This window comes from Pediococcus pentosaceus (assembly GCF_001437285.1).
Classification (GTDB): Bacteria; Bacillota; Bacilli; order Lactobacillales; family Lactobacillaceae; genus Pediococcus; species Pediococcus pentosaceus.
Genome location: NZ_JQBF01000003.1, coordinates 167,208 through 181,381, shown reverse-complemented (window position 1 = coordinate 181,381; position 14,174 = coordinate 167,208). Strand labels below are relative to the sequence as shown.

Annotated in this window: 15 protein-coding genes and 2 tRNA genes; 4 read left to right on the top strand and 13 right to left on the bottom strand. The window is 37.0% G+C overall.

What is annotated here, in order from left to right; genetic code table 11:
* The 3 genes from greA (at position 1) to IV86_RS04380 (ending at position 668) form a co-directional block, all read left to right on the top strand.
* On the top strand, positions 1 to 465 hold the full coding sequence (greA, locus tag IV86_RS04390; RefSeq protein WP_056979384.1) for a transcription elongation factor GreA: 465 nt from the start codon (positions 1 to 3) through the stop codon (positions 463 to 465).
* A 49-nt stretch (positions 466 to 514) separates the two neighbouring features.
* Positions 515 to 587, top strand: a tRNA-Glu gene (locus IV86_RS04385).
* Positions 588 to 595: 8 nt separating this feature from the next.
* Positions 596 to 668, top strand: a tRNA-Gln gene (locus tag IV86_RS04380).
* Between the two features lie 85 nt (positions 669 to 753).
* On the opposite strand, the gene IV86_RS04375 is transcribed toward IV86_RS04380, so the two are convergent.
* The 8 genes from IV86_RS04375 to IV86_RS04340 all read right to left on the bottom strand — a co-directional run bounded on the left by IV86_RS04375 (position 754) and on the right by IV86_RS04340 (position 8,056).
* Entirely contained in the window at positions 754 to 1,050 is a 297-nt protein-coding gene (locus IV86_RS04375; RefSeq protein ID WP_002833663.1) for a rhodanese-like domain-containing protein, read from the bottom strand.
* Positions 1,051 to 1,197: 147 nt separating this feature from the next.
* Complete coding sequence (locus IV86_RS04370; RefSeq protein ID WP_002833662.1) at positions 1,198 to 2,019, bottom strand: SPFH domain-containing protein; 822 nt, start codon at positions 2,017 to 2,019, stop codon at positions 1,198 to 1,200.
* Between the two features lie 12 nt (positions 2,020 to 2,031).
* The gene (locus IV86_RS04365; protein WP_002833660.1) at positions 2,032 to 2,361 is read right to left on the bottom strand and encodes a toxin-antitoxin system HicB family antitoxin; all 330 of its coding nucleotides are present in this window, start codon (positions 2,359 to 2,361) and stop codon (positions 2,032 to 2,034) included.
* Between the two features lie 127 nt (positions 2,362 to 2,488).
* On the bottom strand, positions 2,489 to 3,793 hold the full coding sequence (locus tag IV86_RS04360; protein WP_002833658.1) for an NADPH-dependent oxidoreductase: 1,305 nt from the start codon (positions 3,791 to 3,793) through the stop codon (positions 2,489 to 2,491).
* Positions 3,790 to 4,422, bottom strand: a complete 633-nt coding sequence (locus tag IV86_RS04355; RefSeq protein ID WP_002833656.1) for an NADPH-dependent FMN reductase — start codon at positions 4,420 to 4,422, stop codon at positions 3,790 to 3,792. The genes IV86_RS04360 and IV86_RS04355 overlap by 4 nt, the downstream gene beginning before the upstream one ends.
* Before the next feature lie 33 nt (positions 4,423 to 4,455).
* Positions 4,456 to 5,397 carry an FAD:protein FMN transferase gene (locus IV86_RS04350; protein WP_036673071.1) on the bottom strand — a complete coding sequence of 314 codons (942 nt, stop codon included), beginning with the start codon at positions 5,395 to 5,397 and terminating at the stop codon, positions 4,456 to 4,458.
* Between the two features lie 139 nt (positions 5,398 to 5,536).
* Entirely contained in the window at positions 5,537 to 6,886 is a 1,350-nt protein-coding gene (locus IV86_RS04345; RefSeq protein WP_002833654.1) for a glucose-6-phosphate isomerase, read from the bottom strand.
* Positions 6,887 to 7,186: 300 nt separating this feature from the next.
* On the bottom strand, positions 7,187 to 8,056 hold the full coding sequence (locus IV86_RS04340; protein WP_002833653.1) for a GRP family sugar transporter: 870 nt from the start codon (positions 8,054 to 8,056) through the stop codon (positions 7,187 to 7,189).
* Between the two features lie 345 nt (positions 8,057 to 8,401).
* Here IV86_RS04340 and fba point away from each other — a divergent pair, with 345 nt between their 5' ends.
* On the top strand, positions 8,402 to 9,265 hold the full coding sequence (gene fba / locus IV86_RS04335; RefSeq protein WP_011673627.1) for a class II fructose-1,6-bisphosphate aldolase: 864 nt from the start codon (positions 8,402 to 8,404) through the stop codon (positions 9,263 to 9,265).
* Between the two features lie 24 nt (positions 9,266 to 9,289).
* Here the strand turns inward: fba and IV86_RS04330 are convergent, their stop codons facing one another.
* The 5 genes from IV86_RS04330 to IV86_RS04310 form a co-directional block, all read right to left on the bottom strand.
* On the bottom strand, positions 9,290 to 10,738 hold the full coding sequence (locus tag IV86_RS04330) for a sensor histidine kinase (protein WP_002833651.1): 1,449 nt from the start codon (positions 10,736 to 10,738) through the stop codon (positions 9,290 to 9,292).
* A gap of 5 nt (positions 10,739 to 10,743) precedes the next feature.
* On the bottom strand, positions 10,744 to 11,466 hold the full coding sequence (locus IV86_RS04325; RefSeq protein ID WP_011673628.1) for a response regulator transcription factor: 723 nt from the start codon (positions 11,464 to 11,466) through the stop codon (positions 10,744 to 10,746).
* A gap of 141 nt (positions 11,467 to 11,607) precedes the next feature.
* A complete protein-coding gene (gene apf / locus IV86_RS04320) occupies positions 11,608 to 12,285 on the bottom strand; it encodes an aggregation-promoting factor (RefSeq protein WP_002833649.1) in 678 nt (225 codons plus the stop codon).
* Positions 12,286 to 12,604: 319 nt separating this feature from the next.
* Positions 12,605 to 13,291 carry a LysM peptidoglycan-binding domain-containing protein gene (locus IV86_RS04315; protein ID WP_011673630.1) on the bottom strand — a complete coding sequence of 229 codons (687 nt, stop codon included), beginning with the start codon at positions 13,289 to 13,291 and terminating at the stop codon, positions 12,605 to 12,607.
* Between the two features lie 308 nt (positions 13,292 to 13,599).
* Positions 13,600 to 14,097, bottom strand: a complete 498-nt coding sequence (locus IV86_RS04310) for a GNAT family N-acetyltransferase (protein ID WP_056979383.1) — start codon at positions 14,095 to 14,097, stop codon at positions 13,600 to 13,602.
* Positions 14,098 to 14,174: the final 77 nt, after the last annotated feature.

Below are 14,174 nucleotides of genomic sequence, written 5' to 3'. Positions count from 1 at the left end.
ATGCAACCAAAGTTTGTACCTATGACTCCTAGTGGCTACGCTAAAATTAATCAAGAAATTGATGATTTAAAGCAGACACGTTCGGCCTTAATCAAGGCCCTTGCCGATGCCCGAGCCTTGGGTGATCTTTCTGAAAATGCCGAATATAGTGCCGCCAAACGTGACCTTCGTCGGATGGAAGGCCGACTACGCTACTTGCAGCGTCAAATTAGTTATTCCAAAATCATTCAAAACACTAATCATTCCAAAATCGATTTGGGTAGCATAGTCAAGATGCGTTTTGTCGATGACCATGACGAAATCACCTACGAGATTGTGGGAAAACATGAGGCGGACGTGGTTAACAACAAAATCTCTTTCCAATCTCCCTTAGGTTCAGCACTTATGCACCATAAAACCCATGATATTGTCCTAGTTACTGCTCCTAATGAACAATATCAGGTTGAAATTCTTGAAATTAATTAAGGTCTTTATTGACGAAACGTATTTTTTAGTGTAAATTAATAGAGTAATTTGCCCGCTGGTCAAATTGGTTAAGACGTCGGCCTCTCAAGCCGGAGTTACGGGTTCGATCCCCGTGCGGGTGATTTTTTAATGGCCATTCGCCAAATTGGTAAGGCAGCGGACTCTGAATCCGTAATTTACTGGTTCGAGCCCAGTATGGCCAATCAACCTAAAAAGAGTCATGTAGTTTTCACACTACATGACTCTTTTGCTTTCCATTTAACATTTTGTTAATTTTATCCCCCACTACTAAATAACTTCGCCCTTCCAAGCTAGCATCCCTCCAGTTACATTAGTAACGTTCAATCCCTTATCTTGCAAGAAAGCACATGCATTTGCTGAGCGTGCCCCTGAACGACAAATCAGATAGTAAGATGTGCTAGTATCTAATTTGCTATATTTTTCGGCTAATTCACTCAAGGGCCAATTTTGTGCCATCGGTACATGACCATCGATAAATTCTACTTTCTCACGTACATCTAAAACCGTTAATTTTTCATTTTGCATCTTTTGGTAAAAATCATCATTTTCAATCGAATTAATCATTAGTTTACTCTCCTATATCTATAAAAATACCTATCGGAGCATTTTATCATATTTTACGGCTCATTTTTTATAGGTTTCAGTAATCACGAATATTAACCTTCGGTCGAAATTACTCTTGATCAAACCATCCAATCGTCTACCAAAATTTTAAGCTTTATCCATCCCTTTTTCTAACATTTTTCCTACCACTGGAAGATTGCCTATTTCCGTCATTCCATCCGATGGAACTACTACCAGATTAGCAGCTGATTTAGCAAGTGTGGAGAAGGCTTCAATCGATTGATTTTTGAAGTACTTTCCATCCGCATTAGCTAACCCAGTTTGGACTGTATCAATCCGATAACGTTCAGCGTCTGCGCGTGTTTTAGTTGCGTCCGCTTCAGCTTTAGCAGTGGCCATGATAGCATCATTTTTAGCTTTGGTAGTTAATTCAATCGAACGGGCTTCTCCCTCTGCCCTAGCAATTGTCGCAACTCTTTCACGATCAGCAGTTAATTGTTTATCCATTGCTTCTTGAATCGCCCTCGATGGTGTTAATTCATCAATGTTAATGCGGTCGACATTAATTCCATATGTATTAGTTAAGTCGCCAATTGCCAAGGCTAATTCTTGATTAATTTTAGCCGTTGAACCAAGTGCTTCGTTCAAGTCCATCCGCCCAATAATATCGCGTAAGTGACCTCGAACTAATTGAGCCATTGATTCAACTGAGTCTGTATTTTCATATTGATACTTAGCTGCATCCGTTACATGGTAATTCAAAGTTAAACTAGCAGAAACATCAGCATTATCCTTAGTAATGATTGAATAATTAGGAAGCGCTAAAGGTCGCATCGCCAAACTAATCTTTCGAATTTTTTGGAAAATTGGAATATAAAAATTTAGCCCTGATTCTACACTATGACTATACTTTCCTAACGTCTCAACTAAACCCTGGTTATTTTGCGGAACGATTTTAATACCTAACATCAAATATTCCCCCTATATTCTTCTTAAAGTTAAGATATTTCCATTTGCTTCAATGATGGCATATTGGGCGTCTTCGACCACATTACCATTATCATCAAGTAAATATCTGTAATAAATTCCTGAAACTAATACTAGTCCACTCTGACTTAAATCTTTACCTGCAATGACTTTTCCAATAATTTGGCGTTTCTCAAAGGTCGCTGGCGTGTTAGTTCTATTTAAGATATTAACGATATGTGCATTAACACTTCGTCCTTGTTCATCCGCTTCCGATTGAAGTCTTTCATAAAGTTTTTGATCTAAACGAAGCAAAAAACGTTTTTCATGATCTTTGTTGCCCATCTTAACTCCTTTCGTGATATCAAAACAATATCATTAATATATTATGGTTAAAGTGTAGTCTTAGATATTACTTCTGTCAATAAAAAAAATGATCCCTTATTATCAAGGAATCATTTTATATAATCATTTAAACTTCTGAAGCCCCCGAAGTAGCATCTACTTCTGGATTGCTCTCGGGTGTTTCTGAAGCTCCGCTTGTGACATCATGACCTGCAGGCTCCTCTTCCGAAGCTCCTGAAGTTACATCAGGCTCTGGATTAGCTGAAGCACCAGCCATTACGTCAATCCCTGTAATTGGTGAAATTGGTTTGGCTGCTGGATCCTTTATTAGTTTTTGGCCAGTGGATGCTAAATAATATTTAATGATGGGCATGATATCAGTTACCCATTCATTAACCCCTCGATAGCGACCATTTTCATCACGCATTGCTTTGTAGTAATGCATAACATGTCGATCCGGACCATTACCTGGAACTGGCATCGAAACTAGATCAGTTTCTCCAGTACGAAGCGCATGAATCACCTGTTTAACTCGGTCAACTGCTCGCCCTGGATGAACGTCTGCTAACGGATCACCAGCTTGCCCAGGATTTCTTGGTGCTAGCATCTTGTCAGCCGGTTGATTTTTGTTGTAGTAAATAAACTGATTGTTATCATCTGCATACGTAAGTTCCACTGGCATGGTCTTCAAGAAATAATTAAGCTGGTCAACCGTTAGAATTCCACGATCCAATTTAACATAAGTACTTCCATCCACCGCGTGAACTTTTTGGGCTGCTTTTTCAACCCAATGCTCGTCGTGCATATCGACCCCTTCGATAGTTGTATTTACTTTACCTTTAGATTCAAGATCTTCGTCTTGGTAAGACTTTGGATCAGGAGCATCTAACATATCAATTACCTTCACAAATTTAATAAATTTCTGGATGACCATTTCTAAAAACTGAACAGTACCAGCATCCTTTAATTGACCTTCTGCATCGAACGCTTCCTTAGCGTTCCGAAGTAGAAATTCATTACCAGGCATTACAATTGCATTAACTCCTGGAGCTTCGAGGATCTGTTTTAGATGGAGTTGCGCTCTTGAGGAACCCTGGTTGAAATAAGAAGCTCCAACAATCCAAACCGGCTTGCCATCAAAGGGATGTAATTTAAAGGATAACCATTCGATGACATTTTTAATTGCAGCTGTTACTGTGTGATTATGTTCTGGGGTAGCTAAGATAACCCCGTCGGCTCCATAAACTTTTTGATATATTTTTTGAATTTCAATATTATCACTTAAATCTTCATCTTCATTGAAAACTGGAACATCATCAATATTTAAAAGTTCAATATCAACTAAGTTTTCAAAATGCTTGGCAATGTATTGTAATAACATTCGATTATAAGATTGCTCACCTATAGATCCCGCAATTGCTACTAGTTTCATTTTTCTTCATCCCTTCTACCAGAACCTTCGTCCCATGAAAAGTTTTGCATTTCCTTTGCGTTATTAGAATTAGCGTGGTTTAACTGTTTGGAAATATCTGAGAATAAAATAAAGTCTTCAAATAAACCGTCTAATCTTTCAACTTGTTCTTGATCGATTAAATTTCCCGCTGAATCAAAAGCTTTAAGCGAATTAGCCAGTAAAAATTCAGAGCTAGGCATAATCCGCGCTTTAATTTCTGGTGAATCTAGTATTTGTCTAAGTTGAGCCTGAGCTCGTGATGCACCTAAAGCACCATATGAAGCTCCCGTAATCATCACCGGCTTATCTAGCAGAGGATGGATTCCATAGGACAGCCATGCTAATGTACTAAGCAAGATGGCCGGAACGGAATGATCATACTCCGGAGTACCAATAATCACTCCGTCAGCATTCTCAAGCTCGTGAGCAATTCCTTGAGCTTGTTTTGGAATCGCCATTTCCTCGGTCTTTTTAAAAATTGGCAGTCCCGCCACCTCAACGAGCTTAATTTCTGCGTCATTTTTATATCTTTTTTGCATGTACTGTAGTAATTTACGGTTGGTTGATTTTTTACTATTCGTTCCAACGATTGCAACAAATTTTTTCATAAATATTCCCCATTCTATATGTAAAAATATGGATTAACTATTATTCGCGATTTCATTGAAACAATTCTGTAGTCCATCGGTTACATAAACTTTCAAATCCCGTGTAATAAACACTGCTCCAATTCCGGGTTGATTGGCCAGTAGCGCTTTGCCCTTTTCAATTCCTTGATAAAAACAAATGGTTGACCAAATTTCTCCATCAATCGAACGATCGCTTACTATGGACACGCTAGCTAAATTATTAGCAATTGGATATCCCGTCGCTGAATCAAACATGTGATGATATGTCTGCCCTTCAACTATTAATTTCCGTTCATAAATGCCTGATGTGCCAACAGACTTTTCTGGAATATGTAGAACTCCCAACGGGACGTGCCTTGATTTAATCGGATTTTGAATCCCAACTTTCCATTTTGCATCGGGATGCTGACTCCGCCCCACTAACAACACATTACCGCCCAAATCAATAATTCCTGACGCTACGTGTTCGCTTTGCCAATATGCCTTAATTTCGTCAGCAATAAATCCTTTCGCAATTCCCCCTAAATCTAATTCCATTCCCTCTTTTTTAAGGAAAACACTTCGATTTTGAGCGTTCAAAATAATTGCTTGTGGGTCAATTAATTTTATCCGTTCTAAAATTTGAGCATGACTAGGTTTATTCGCCCCATCAAATCCAATTTTCCACAATTTGACTAGCGGGCCAATGGCCACGTTAAAACCTAATTGCCATCTACTAACTTCTACCGCTTTTTCAATTAAACTATACGTTGTTTCCGAAACTTGAACAGCTTGTTTTCCAGCTTGATGGTTAATCTCCATCACTTCCGAAGATGGTCGATTAACTGTTAAACGCTCTTCGAAATCATCAATCATTTTTATAGTTTTTTCTAAGATATCGACTTGATAGATGGAGGCTATTGAAAGATTAATTATTGTTCCCAAAGCATGATGCTGTTTATTAACTAACTCCATTTGTCCGCCCCCTTTTCCCAATATATTTATATCTAATATTATACCTTACCTAGAAAACGATTTCTTTTGTAGTTTGGAAATTATTTTCAATAAAAAAAGCTATCACAATTGTGATAGCTTCTAAGTAGTACTTCAGTTTTTATAGACGAGCGTTTAATTCAGCTGTCTTATCTTCATAACCTGGTTTACCAAGTAATGCAAACATATTTGACTTGTATGCTTCAACACCTGGTTGGTTGAATGGATTAATTCCGTTCAAGTAACCAGATACAGCAACAGCTGCTTCGAAGAAGTAAATCATGTAGCCTAATGTGTAAGCTGTTTGATCAGGAATGTTAACCGTCATAACTGGAACACCACCGTCGTTATGAGCAAGGGTTACACCTTGGTAAGCTTTCTTGTTAACTTCGTCCATTGTGCGACCTTCAAGATAACGTAATCCATCAAGGTCTTGGTCAGCCTTAGGAATGTCGATGTCATGGTTAGGCTTTTCAACATTGATAACTGTTTCCATCAAATTGCGACGACCTTCTTGGATGTATTGTCCTAGTGAATGTAAATCAGTTGAGAAGTTAGCAGAAGATGGGTAGATACCCTTTTGATCTTTACCTTCTGATTCACCCATCAATTGCTTCCACCATTCGCCGAAGTATTGAAGTGTTGGTTCGTAGTTTTCAAGAAGTTCTGTTGTGTAGCCCTTACGGTAAAGGATGTTACGTAAAGCAGCGTACTTGTATGCTTCGTTCTTTGTAACATCAGCATCCTTGTATTCGTTGCTTGCATCTTCAGCACCCTTCATCAATTGGTCAATATCACCACCAGCAACTGCGATTGGTAATAAACCAACAGCTGAAAGAACAGAGAAACGACCACCAATGTCATCAGGAACTACGAATTCTTCATAGTTTTCTGCATCAGCTTCTGTCTTTAGGGCACCTTTAGCACGGTCAGTTGTTGCATAAATACGTTTCTTAGCTTCTTCTTCACCGTACTTCTTGATTAGTTTTTCTTTAAGAACACGGAATGCAATAGCTGGTTCTGTAGTTGTACCTGACTTAGAAATTACGTTAATTGAGAAGTCACGGTCACCGATCAAGTTCAATACGTCTGCAAGATATGTTGAACTAATTGAGTTACCAGCGAAGATTACTTGAGGAGCACCATTACGTTGTTCTTTAGTAAGAAGATTGTAGAAAGTGTTGTTCAAGAAATCAATGGCTGCACGAGCACCCAAATACGAACCACCAATACCGATAGCAACGAATACTTCTGAGTCGTTGCGGATCTTATCAGCGGCTTTCTTGATACGGGCAAATTCGTCCTTATCATAATTTGATGGTAAATCGATCCATCCACGGAAATCACTACCGGCGCCAGAGCCATCACGTAAAATCTGATCAGCAGCTGTAACAAGTGGTTGGATTTCTGCAAGTTCGTTTTCATGTACAAAATCTGCAACATTAGAACTGTCAAATGAAATATGTGCCATTAATAACTACCCCTTTTGTATAAAATTCTTTATCTGTACCATTATACAATAAAATTACTTAATTTGGTTAAGCCTATCCGATTTAACCTAATATTTACTAAAATTTAACTACTAAGGGTATCGCAGATTAACAATTTACGCTTTTTAGTTAAGATGTTTTTTAAGTATCTTCATTTAGTTAGATTGCCATTCCCACTTTCGACTCCATCGGTTCTAATAAATACGAAAAAAATCGCTCCCCAGGTCACCTAACAACCTCGAAAACGATTTTTCCTACTATAGTATTGCTTTTATTTAAAATTATTTTAGCGTTGCTAGTAAAGTTTCACCAACAATGATTAAAATTGAACCGATGATGATAAATTGCATTTCACGACGCGTCTTGTGTTCACCAAGTAACCAAATTGAACCAAAGGTTGAAATAACAATCCCAGCTTGAGCAAGTGAATAACTAATTGCCAATCCAACTGATGGAATTGCAAGGAACATAAAGATGTTACCTGTTCCCCAAATCAGACCAGTAATAATATTCATAAAAGTTGGTTTCTTAGTAATTTCCTTTTGTTCTTTAGCGATTAGAACAAAAATTAAAGCACCAATTAACATCCCAATTGCTTGAGGGAAGATAATGGCTTTGGCGTCAACATTAGCAAAACGAACAATTACTGTATATCCGATATAACCAATAGTTGAAACAACCAAAGCACGAATTCCAGCTGGCATATTTTCGTCATTTCGATCTGCAGTTGTGTCACTTTTATCTTTAAGTGAAGTTAGTGCTGCACCAATAATCAAAGCAATGACAGCAATTGTACCAACCATAATCATATTACCAGAAGTCCACTCATGCCAGATTAATACCCCGGCTAAGGCGTTACCAGCCAATTGTAATCCAGTTGAAATTGGCACCGTCTTTGAAACACCAATATGTTTCATCGAACTAAATTGATTAAATTGACCCACAGCCCAAAATAAACCTGAAATCAAACCAGCAATCCAAATTTTACCATTCAAAGTAGGATGGTAAAGAACTAAAGTGATTAAAGAAAAGACAACCGCACCCATTGTCATTCCAAGCGTTTGTTGAGAAGCGCTTCCACCTAATCGACCGCTAACTAATCCAATACTTCCCCACATGATTGCGGGAACTAACGCGATTAAAATACTCATATTCAATTCTCTCCTATATATATATCTAAAAATATATGTCTCTCTCTCTAAGACAAAATATCATTTTACCAGTTATGAAAGCGAATTCCAACTTTTATTTTGTAAATGTAAAATGGTATATACTTTATTCCATGTAAAATAAATTCTAAAAATGCCGTATTATGTGGCTTTTCATTACTTTTCAATAAAAAATTGGACCACACTAATTTTTTAATTAAAAACGTCCATATGTTAACTTGTTTCTGAAAAACTCGTATAATATTTTTTAATTTTGTGATAAAATAGATGTGTTGCGAAGAGAAAAGCTCTTTGTTTGTATAAACAATATTGGGAGGAACCAGTTTTATGTCATTTATTAATGGTACATCAACATTTGCAGCAGCTCGTAAGGGTGGATACGCTGTAGGTGCTTTTAACACAAACAACCTTGAATGGACTCGTGCTATCTTAGCTGCAGGCCAAGAAACACACACACCTATCTTGATCCAATCATCAATGGGTGCTGCTAAGTACATGGGTGGTTACAAAGCTGTTAAGAACCTCGTTGAAAAACAAGTAGAATCAATGGGTATCACAGTTCCTGTTATCATGCATTTAGACCATGGTAACTACGAAGCTGCTAAAGAAGCTATCGCTGCTGGATACAGTTCAGTTATGTTTGATGGTCATGATCTTGACTTTGAAGATAACCTTCTAAAGACAAAAGAAATCGTTGCTTTGGCACATGCTCAAGGCGTATCAGTTGAAGCTGAAGTTGGCTCAATTGGTGGTGAAGAAGACGGTATCGTTGGTGCTGGTGAATTAGCTGATGTTGAAGAAGCTAAACAACTTGCTGCTACAGGCGTTGACTTCCTTGCTGTTGGTATTGGTAACATCCATGGTGTATACCCTGCTAACTGGACTGGTTTAAACTTTGACCGTCTACAAGAACTTGCTGATGTTATTAAGACACCACTTGTACTTCATGGTGGTTCAGGAATTCCTAAGGAACAAATCGTTAAGGCTATTTCAATGGGTATTTCTAAGGTTAACGTTAACACAGAACAACAAATTGCTTGGTCAAACGCTGTTCGTAAATACTACGAAGCAGACAATGACAAGAAAGCTAAAGGATTCGATCCTCGTAAAGTTCTTGCTTCAGGTACAGAAGCTATCAAGAACACTGTTAAGGAACGTATCGAATGGTTCAATACACCATCAATGTGGTAAGATGATCCATGAAAAAAGCTTGGCTTAATGGCCAAGCTTTTTTTGTTGCTCTGGAAAATGTAATTTAAAAGTTGTTCCTTTTTCTGGAGTACTCTCGACAGTAATTTGTCCTCCATGAACTTGCATTAATTCATGGACAATTGCCATCCCCAATCCAGATTCACCTTTGGTTTGAATTCTTGATGCATCAGCCTTATAGTATCTTTCCCAGATATTTTTGATCTGCTCTTCTGTCATACCAATTCCATTATCGCTAATTTGGATATCAGTACCATCTTTAGCATTTTGGGCCCGAATAGTAATTTTTCCATTTTGAGTGAATTGAATTCCATTTTGAATAATGTTAAATAAGATTTGAATTAAGCGATCTGTATCAGCGTATACCATCACATCATCAGCCATATCAATAATAATCACATCATTTTCAAGTTTGGCCTTTTTAGCTAGTTGTTTACTAATCCTTTGAGTTGCTTGCTTTAGATTAATCTGATGACGATTTAAACTAATTTTATTCGTGCGCAACCGTTCATAATCCAAATTATCATTAACTAACCGAATAAGCCGCTTCGTCTCTCGTTGCATTAAATGAACGCTTTCCTCTTTACTATCTTCAGGAATTGCATCATACTCAAGCCCCTCTAAAATACCGTTGATGGTTGTCAATGGTGTTCTCATTTCATGAGCTGCATCAGCCATAAAGGCTCGTCGCCGTTCTTCTTGGCGTTTTATTTCATCATTAGACTCTTTCAAGGAAGCAGTCATAATATTAAAATCGTTGGTCAATTCTCCAATTTCATCCTTACGCCCAGAAACTAACTGAACATTAAAGTTTCCTTCCGTAACCTTGTGCGCAGCTTCTCGAATTGCTTGGATTCGCCTTACTAAGTAACGTGATAAGAAATATGAAGCAATCACTGCTACAATAATCGCAAAGGCAAACGTCATGAAAAGATTCTTTTTAACCTTCTCGATGTCAGCCTGTACGTTAGCTAATGGTGATCCAATCGAAATCACGCAAACCAGATTACCATTACGATTAAAATAAGGCTTATCCATCTCTGTCATGGTAACTTGTCGACTTGACTTATCAAAAGTCATGCGTGATTTGGTTTTGACCGTGTCACCATTTTTCAATTCTCTTCGCTGAGCTTTAGTAATTCGAGAAGCTATATTACGGTTTGGATAACTAATCGTATTTCCATCATTAGTGTAGATTGTAAAGTGAATGTGTTGATTATCTAACAGTTTTTCCACACCTTGAAGCTGATCAACTTGTACACTCTTTACATCAGCAGTTTCTGTATCTAACACAATTGCTTGCTGAAAAATACTATCAGCATATTCTTGCAAGGAATGCCATTTGTTGCGGTAAACTGAGTCTTTAGTAAACTGAATAAAAACCAATCCAACGATCAATAAAGATGACAGAGTTACTAATAAAAAGGCCATCATCTGTTGAAAAAACAATTTCATATTAACTAATCCTCATCGATTTTACTATCATCAAACTTATAGCCAACTCCCCATACCGTTTGGACCACTTGTGGACCAACTGCTTCTAATTTTTGGCGAAGCTTTTTAATATGGGCATCTACCGTACGTTCATCACCATAATATTCATAATCCCACACTATTTGTAGAAGTTGTTCTCGTGAGAAGACCTGCATGGGCTTCTGCGCCAATGTTTTAAGTAAATCGAATTCTTTAGGGGTTAAATCTGAAATAAGCTTTTCGTCTAAATATACCTCTCGAGTAGATGTACTTATCTTAAGATGGGCCGTTCTAACATCGAATTTCGCATTCTGAGCACCTTGCGTCATCGTTTCCCTACTCATTGACACTCGTCGGTACAAGGCCTTAATACGAGCGATTAACGTAATAGGACTAAATGGTTTAGTAATATATTCATCGGCTCCCATTTCTAAGCCTAAAACTTGATCACTTTCTGAATCACGTGCTGTCAACATAATTAAGGGGATGGACTGCGACGTGCGTCGAAGTTCAGCTGCTACCTCCATACCATCTTTTCCAGGTAAATTTAAATCAAGTAAAACGATGTCCCATTGTTCAGGATCGGTTTTAAAAGTTTCAATGGCTTTTAATCCATCATACACAAATGTAACGTTCCATCTTTCTTTTTTAAAAAACATTCCCATCATATCGGAAACAGATTTATTATCTTCAATCATCAATATACGCATTTCAAAACTCCTCCAGTTCCTTTTACCTTATCAAGTATAGCCTTTTTTATCGAAAAAAATGTGAATATAATATCAAAAAAGAGAGACAAACTTAATTAGTTTGTCCCTCTTTTATAAATTTTAGAATTTAATTACCTAATTTTAGTACCAACCTTGTGATAACCAAGCTGACTTAGCAGCTGACCAGCTACCGTAACGACTCTTAACGTAGTTATCAGCAACACGTTCTTGGTTAGCAGCTGAGTAATCACCATTTAGGTATGAAGATGACAATTGGTATTTACCAACATATTGTCCATTTGTAGCTGAGTATGAACCACCAGATTCCTTGTTAGCAATCCATGCTTTAGCTGAAGCTTCACCACCAGAAACAGTTGATGTTGTAGTCGTTGTAGCTGGTGTTGATGTTGCAACTGTATTTGTCTTAGCAACAGTTGTTGTGTTTGTCTTATTTGTTGTTGTGCTTGCAGTTGTATTTGCTGTTGTTGTATTTGCAGCATTTGTGTTCTTAGCTACTTCTGGAAGAGTGTTAACTTCTGATTTTGTAGCTTTCTTGATATCACCAGAATTTGTGATAACCAGCTTTTGACCAACTTCAATAATATTTGCATCTTTAATATTATTTGCTTTTGCAAGAGAGTTGTAGTCACCATTTAAGCCAAATGCATAACTAATTTCTGAAAGAGTATCACCAGATTTTACTGTGTAAATTTCATCAGCATTTGCACTACTACTTGTAGTTGTAATCATGGCTGCTCCAAGAGCTGCTCCAGAAAGTAATGCGATAGAAAGTTTTGAAAGTTTAGCTTTAATTGACATGTAGAAATATCTCCTTGTGTTTTAAATCATTTTTTTAATTTTTATGTTTTCTTCTTAACAGGTAATTACTTTACAGGACGTTTGTTACAAATATATTTTGGATATCTGTAAATATCCCGTTTTTTTGTAAAAAGAAGTAATATTCTGTAATATTATGCTGCATAAACGTTGATATAAAGGCATTCATGTTTTTATGAAATAATTCAAAATGAAATATTTCTTCTAAAAAACCTTATATTTTAGGACGTTTTTAATAAAAAAACAGGGGAAAGAAAACTTTCCTCTGTCACAAAAGTGTCTATAAAGACGTTACTTTTGCTTATTCACCCCAAGCAGACATACCTTGAGCTTTATATACACTAGCAGCCATGTTAACTTGTTCTGAAGTTGACATGCCAGCATGTTCACCATGACCTAATAGTTGGAAATAACCGTATGCCCCTGATGAAGCATTTACAGCATTAGCATTACCACCAGATTCACGGTTGATAATCCGTTGCCATGTAGCAGCTGAAACACCGGTCTTAGCAGCCATTTGTTGAGCTACTGATCCGCCATTTGAACTGCTTGTTGTTGTGCTACTTTGAGCTGGAGCAACATAGCTTGATTTAGCTGTTGTTTGAGTTGAAGCAGCATTGTTAGTTGTAGTTGTATTATTTGTTGTGCTTGTAGTAGCTGCATTGGCAGCGTTAGTATTCTTAGCTACTTCTGGAAGTGATTTAACTTCTGATTTAGTAGCTTTCTTGATGTCCCCACCATTAGTAATAACTAACTTTTGTCCTACATTGATAACATCAACGTTTTTAATGTTATTTGCTTTAGCAATTGAATTGTAGTCACCATTCAAGTTGAATGCGTAACTAATTTCTGAGAGAGTATCACCAGATTTTACTGTGTAAATTTCGTCGGCATTTGCGCTACCGCCTGTTGTAATCATTGCGGCACCAATTGCGGCACCTGATAGTAATGCGATAGAAAGTTTTGAAAATTTACTCTTAAATGACATATAGATAAATATCTCCTTTATTTTAAAAAAACATATCCTTGCTTCTTTTCGACAAGAAATAACTTTACAGGAAGTATATTACAGGTATATTTGTAATTTCAGGGATAATGGGATATTTTGTAAGACTTTGTAACATTCTGTAATATAAGCCTCGTTATTCACTAGTTTAAAAGGATTCTATCAATTCCCAAAGTTTCTTTAAATGAAATATTTATTTATGAAATCAGTCATTTTATGCCAAATTTGTGCAAAAAAGTTCTTTTTGACTTAAATTCAAACGGTGAAAACTAGGACTTTTTTAAATTTTATTATTTTAAATGCTTCCCCATAATTGTTAAATCGTCCAATTGGCCATCCATTTCAGCAATCTGAGGTAGAGTTCCCCATTTTTCATAATTTTCAGATTTAAATAAACCAATACTAGGTAGATTATGTGCAAATATGAAGGCCATAATTCGATTGATTTCCAATTTAGGTGCCTGCTCCTCCGCAAACTTAATTGCTTTTCGTCCTAAGTGCATTCCCCTAAAACTCTGATCAATATAAATACTAATTTCCACGGTATGCAGATAAGCTGGTCTTCCATAAAAGCTACTGAAACTTATCCATCCAGCGATTACTCCCCTAACTTTTATTACCCAAAGCGGGCGAGTAGGTTCTTGATGCGCTTGAAACCATTCCTGACGTTCTTCAACTGTGACATATTTTGTATCAGCAGTCGCCATCCTTGAATCAATTGTTTCATTATATATCTTTACAATTTCTGGTAAGTCTTCTTTTAAAGCTATTTCAAATTCCACCGTCAAATCCAACACTTCTTTCTATAATTGAGTTATGAAGAATAATTTATATATCCAAGTATCGCATAAAAAAGCGACCTGTA

What these genes read in the sequence shown, in the direction of transcription:
- greA (WP_056979384.1), top strand. Translation starts at nt 1, where the DNA reads ATGCAACCAAAGTTTGTACCTATGACTCCTAGTGGCTACGCTAAAATT.
- IV86_RS04375 (WP_002833663.1), bottom strand. Translation starts at nt 1,050, where the DNA reads ATGATTAATTCGATTGAAAATGATGATTTTTACCAAAAGATGCAAAAT.
- IV86_RS04370 (WP_002833662.1), bottom strand. Translation starts at nt 2,019, where the DNA reads ATGTTAGGTATTAAAATCGTTCCGCAAAATAACCAGGGTTTAGTTGAG.
- IV86_RS04365 (WP_002833660.1), bottom strand. Translation starts at nt 2,361, where the DNA reads ATGGGCAACAAAGATCATGAAAAACGTTTTTTGCTTCGTTTAGATCAA.
- IV86_RS04360 (WP_002833658.1), bottom strand. Translation starts at nt 3,793, where the DNA reads ATGAAACTAGTAGCAATTGCGGGATCTATAGGTGAGCAATCTTATAAT.
- IV86_RS04355 (WP_002833656.1), bottom strand. Translation starts at nt 4,422, where the DNA reads ATGAAAAAATTTGTTGCAATCGTTGGAACGAATAGTAAAAAATCAACC.
- IV86_RS04350 (WP_036673071.1), bottom strand. Translation starts at nt 5,397, where the DNA reads ATGGAGTTAGTTAATAAACAGCATCATGCTTTGGGAACAATAATTAAT.
- IV86_RS04345 (WP_002833654.1), bottom strand. Translation starts at nt 6,886, where the DNA reads ATGGCACATATTTCATTTGACAGTTCTAATGTTGCAGATTTTGTACAT.
- IV86_RS04340 (WP_002833653.1), bottom strand. Translation starts at nt 8,056, where the DNA reads ATGAGTATTTTAATCGCGTTAGTTCCCGCAATCATGTGGGGAAGTATT.
- fba (WP_011673627.1), top strand. Translation starts at nt 8,402, where the DNA reads ATGTCATTTATTAATGGTACATCAACATTTGCAGCAGCTCGTAAGGGT.
- IV86_RS04330 (WP_002833651.1), bottom strand. Translation starts at nt 10,738, where the DNA reads ATGAAATTGTTTTTTCAACAGATGATGGCCTTTTTATTAGTAACTCTG.
- IV86_RS04325 (WP_011673628.1), bottom strand. Translation starts at nt 11,466, where the DNA reads ATGCGTATATTGATGATTGAAGATAATAAATCTGTTTCCGATATGATG.
- apf (WP_002833649.1), bottom strand. Translation starts at nt 12,285, where the DNA reads ATGTCAATTAAAGCTAAACTTTCAAAACTTTCTATCGCATTACTTTCT.
- IV86_RS04315 (WP_011673630.1), bottom strand. Translation starts at nt 13,291, where the DNA reads ATGTCATTTAAGAGTAAATTTTCAAAACTTTCTATCGCATTACTATCA.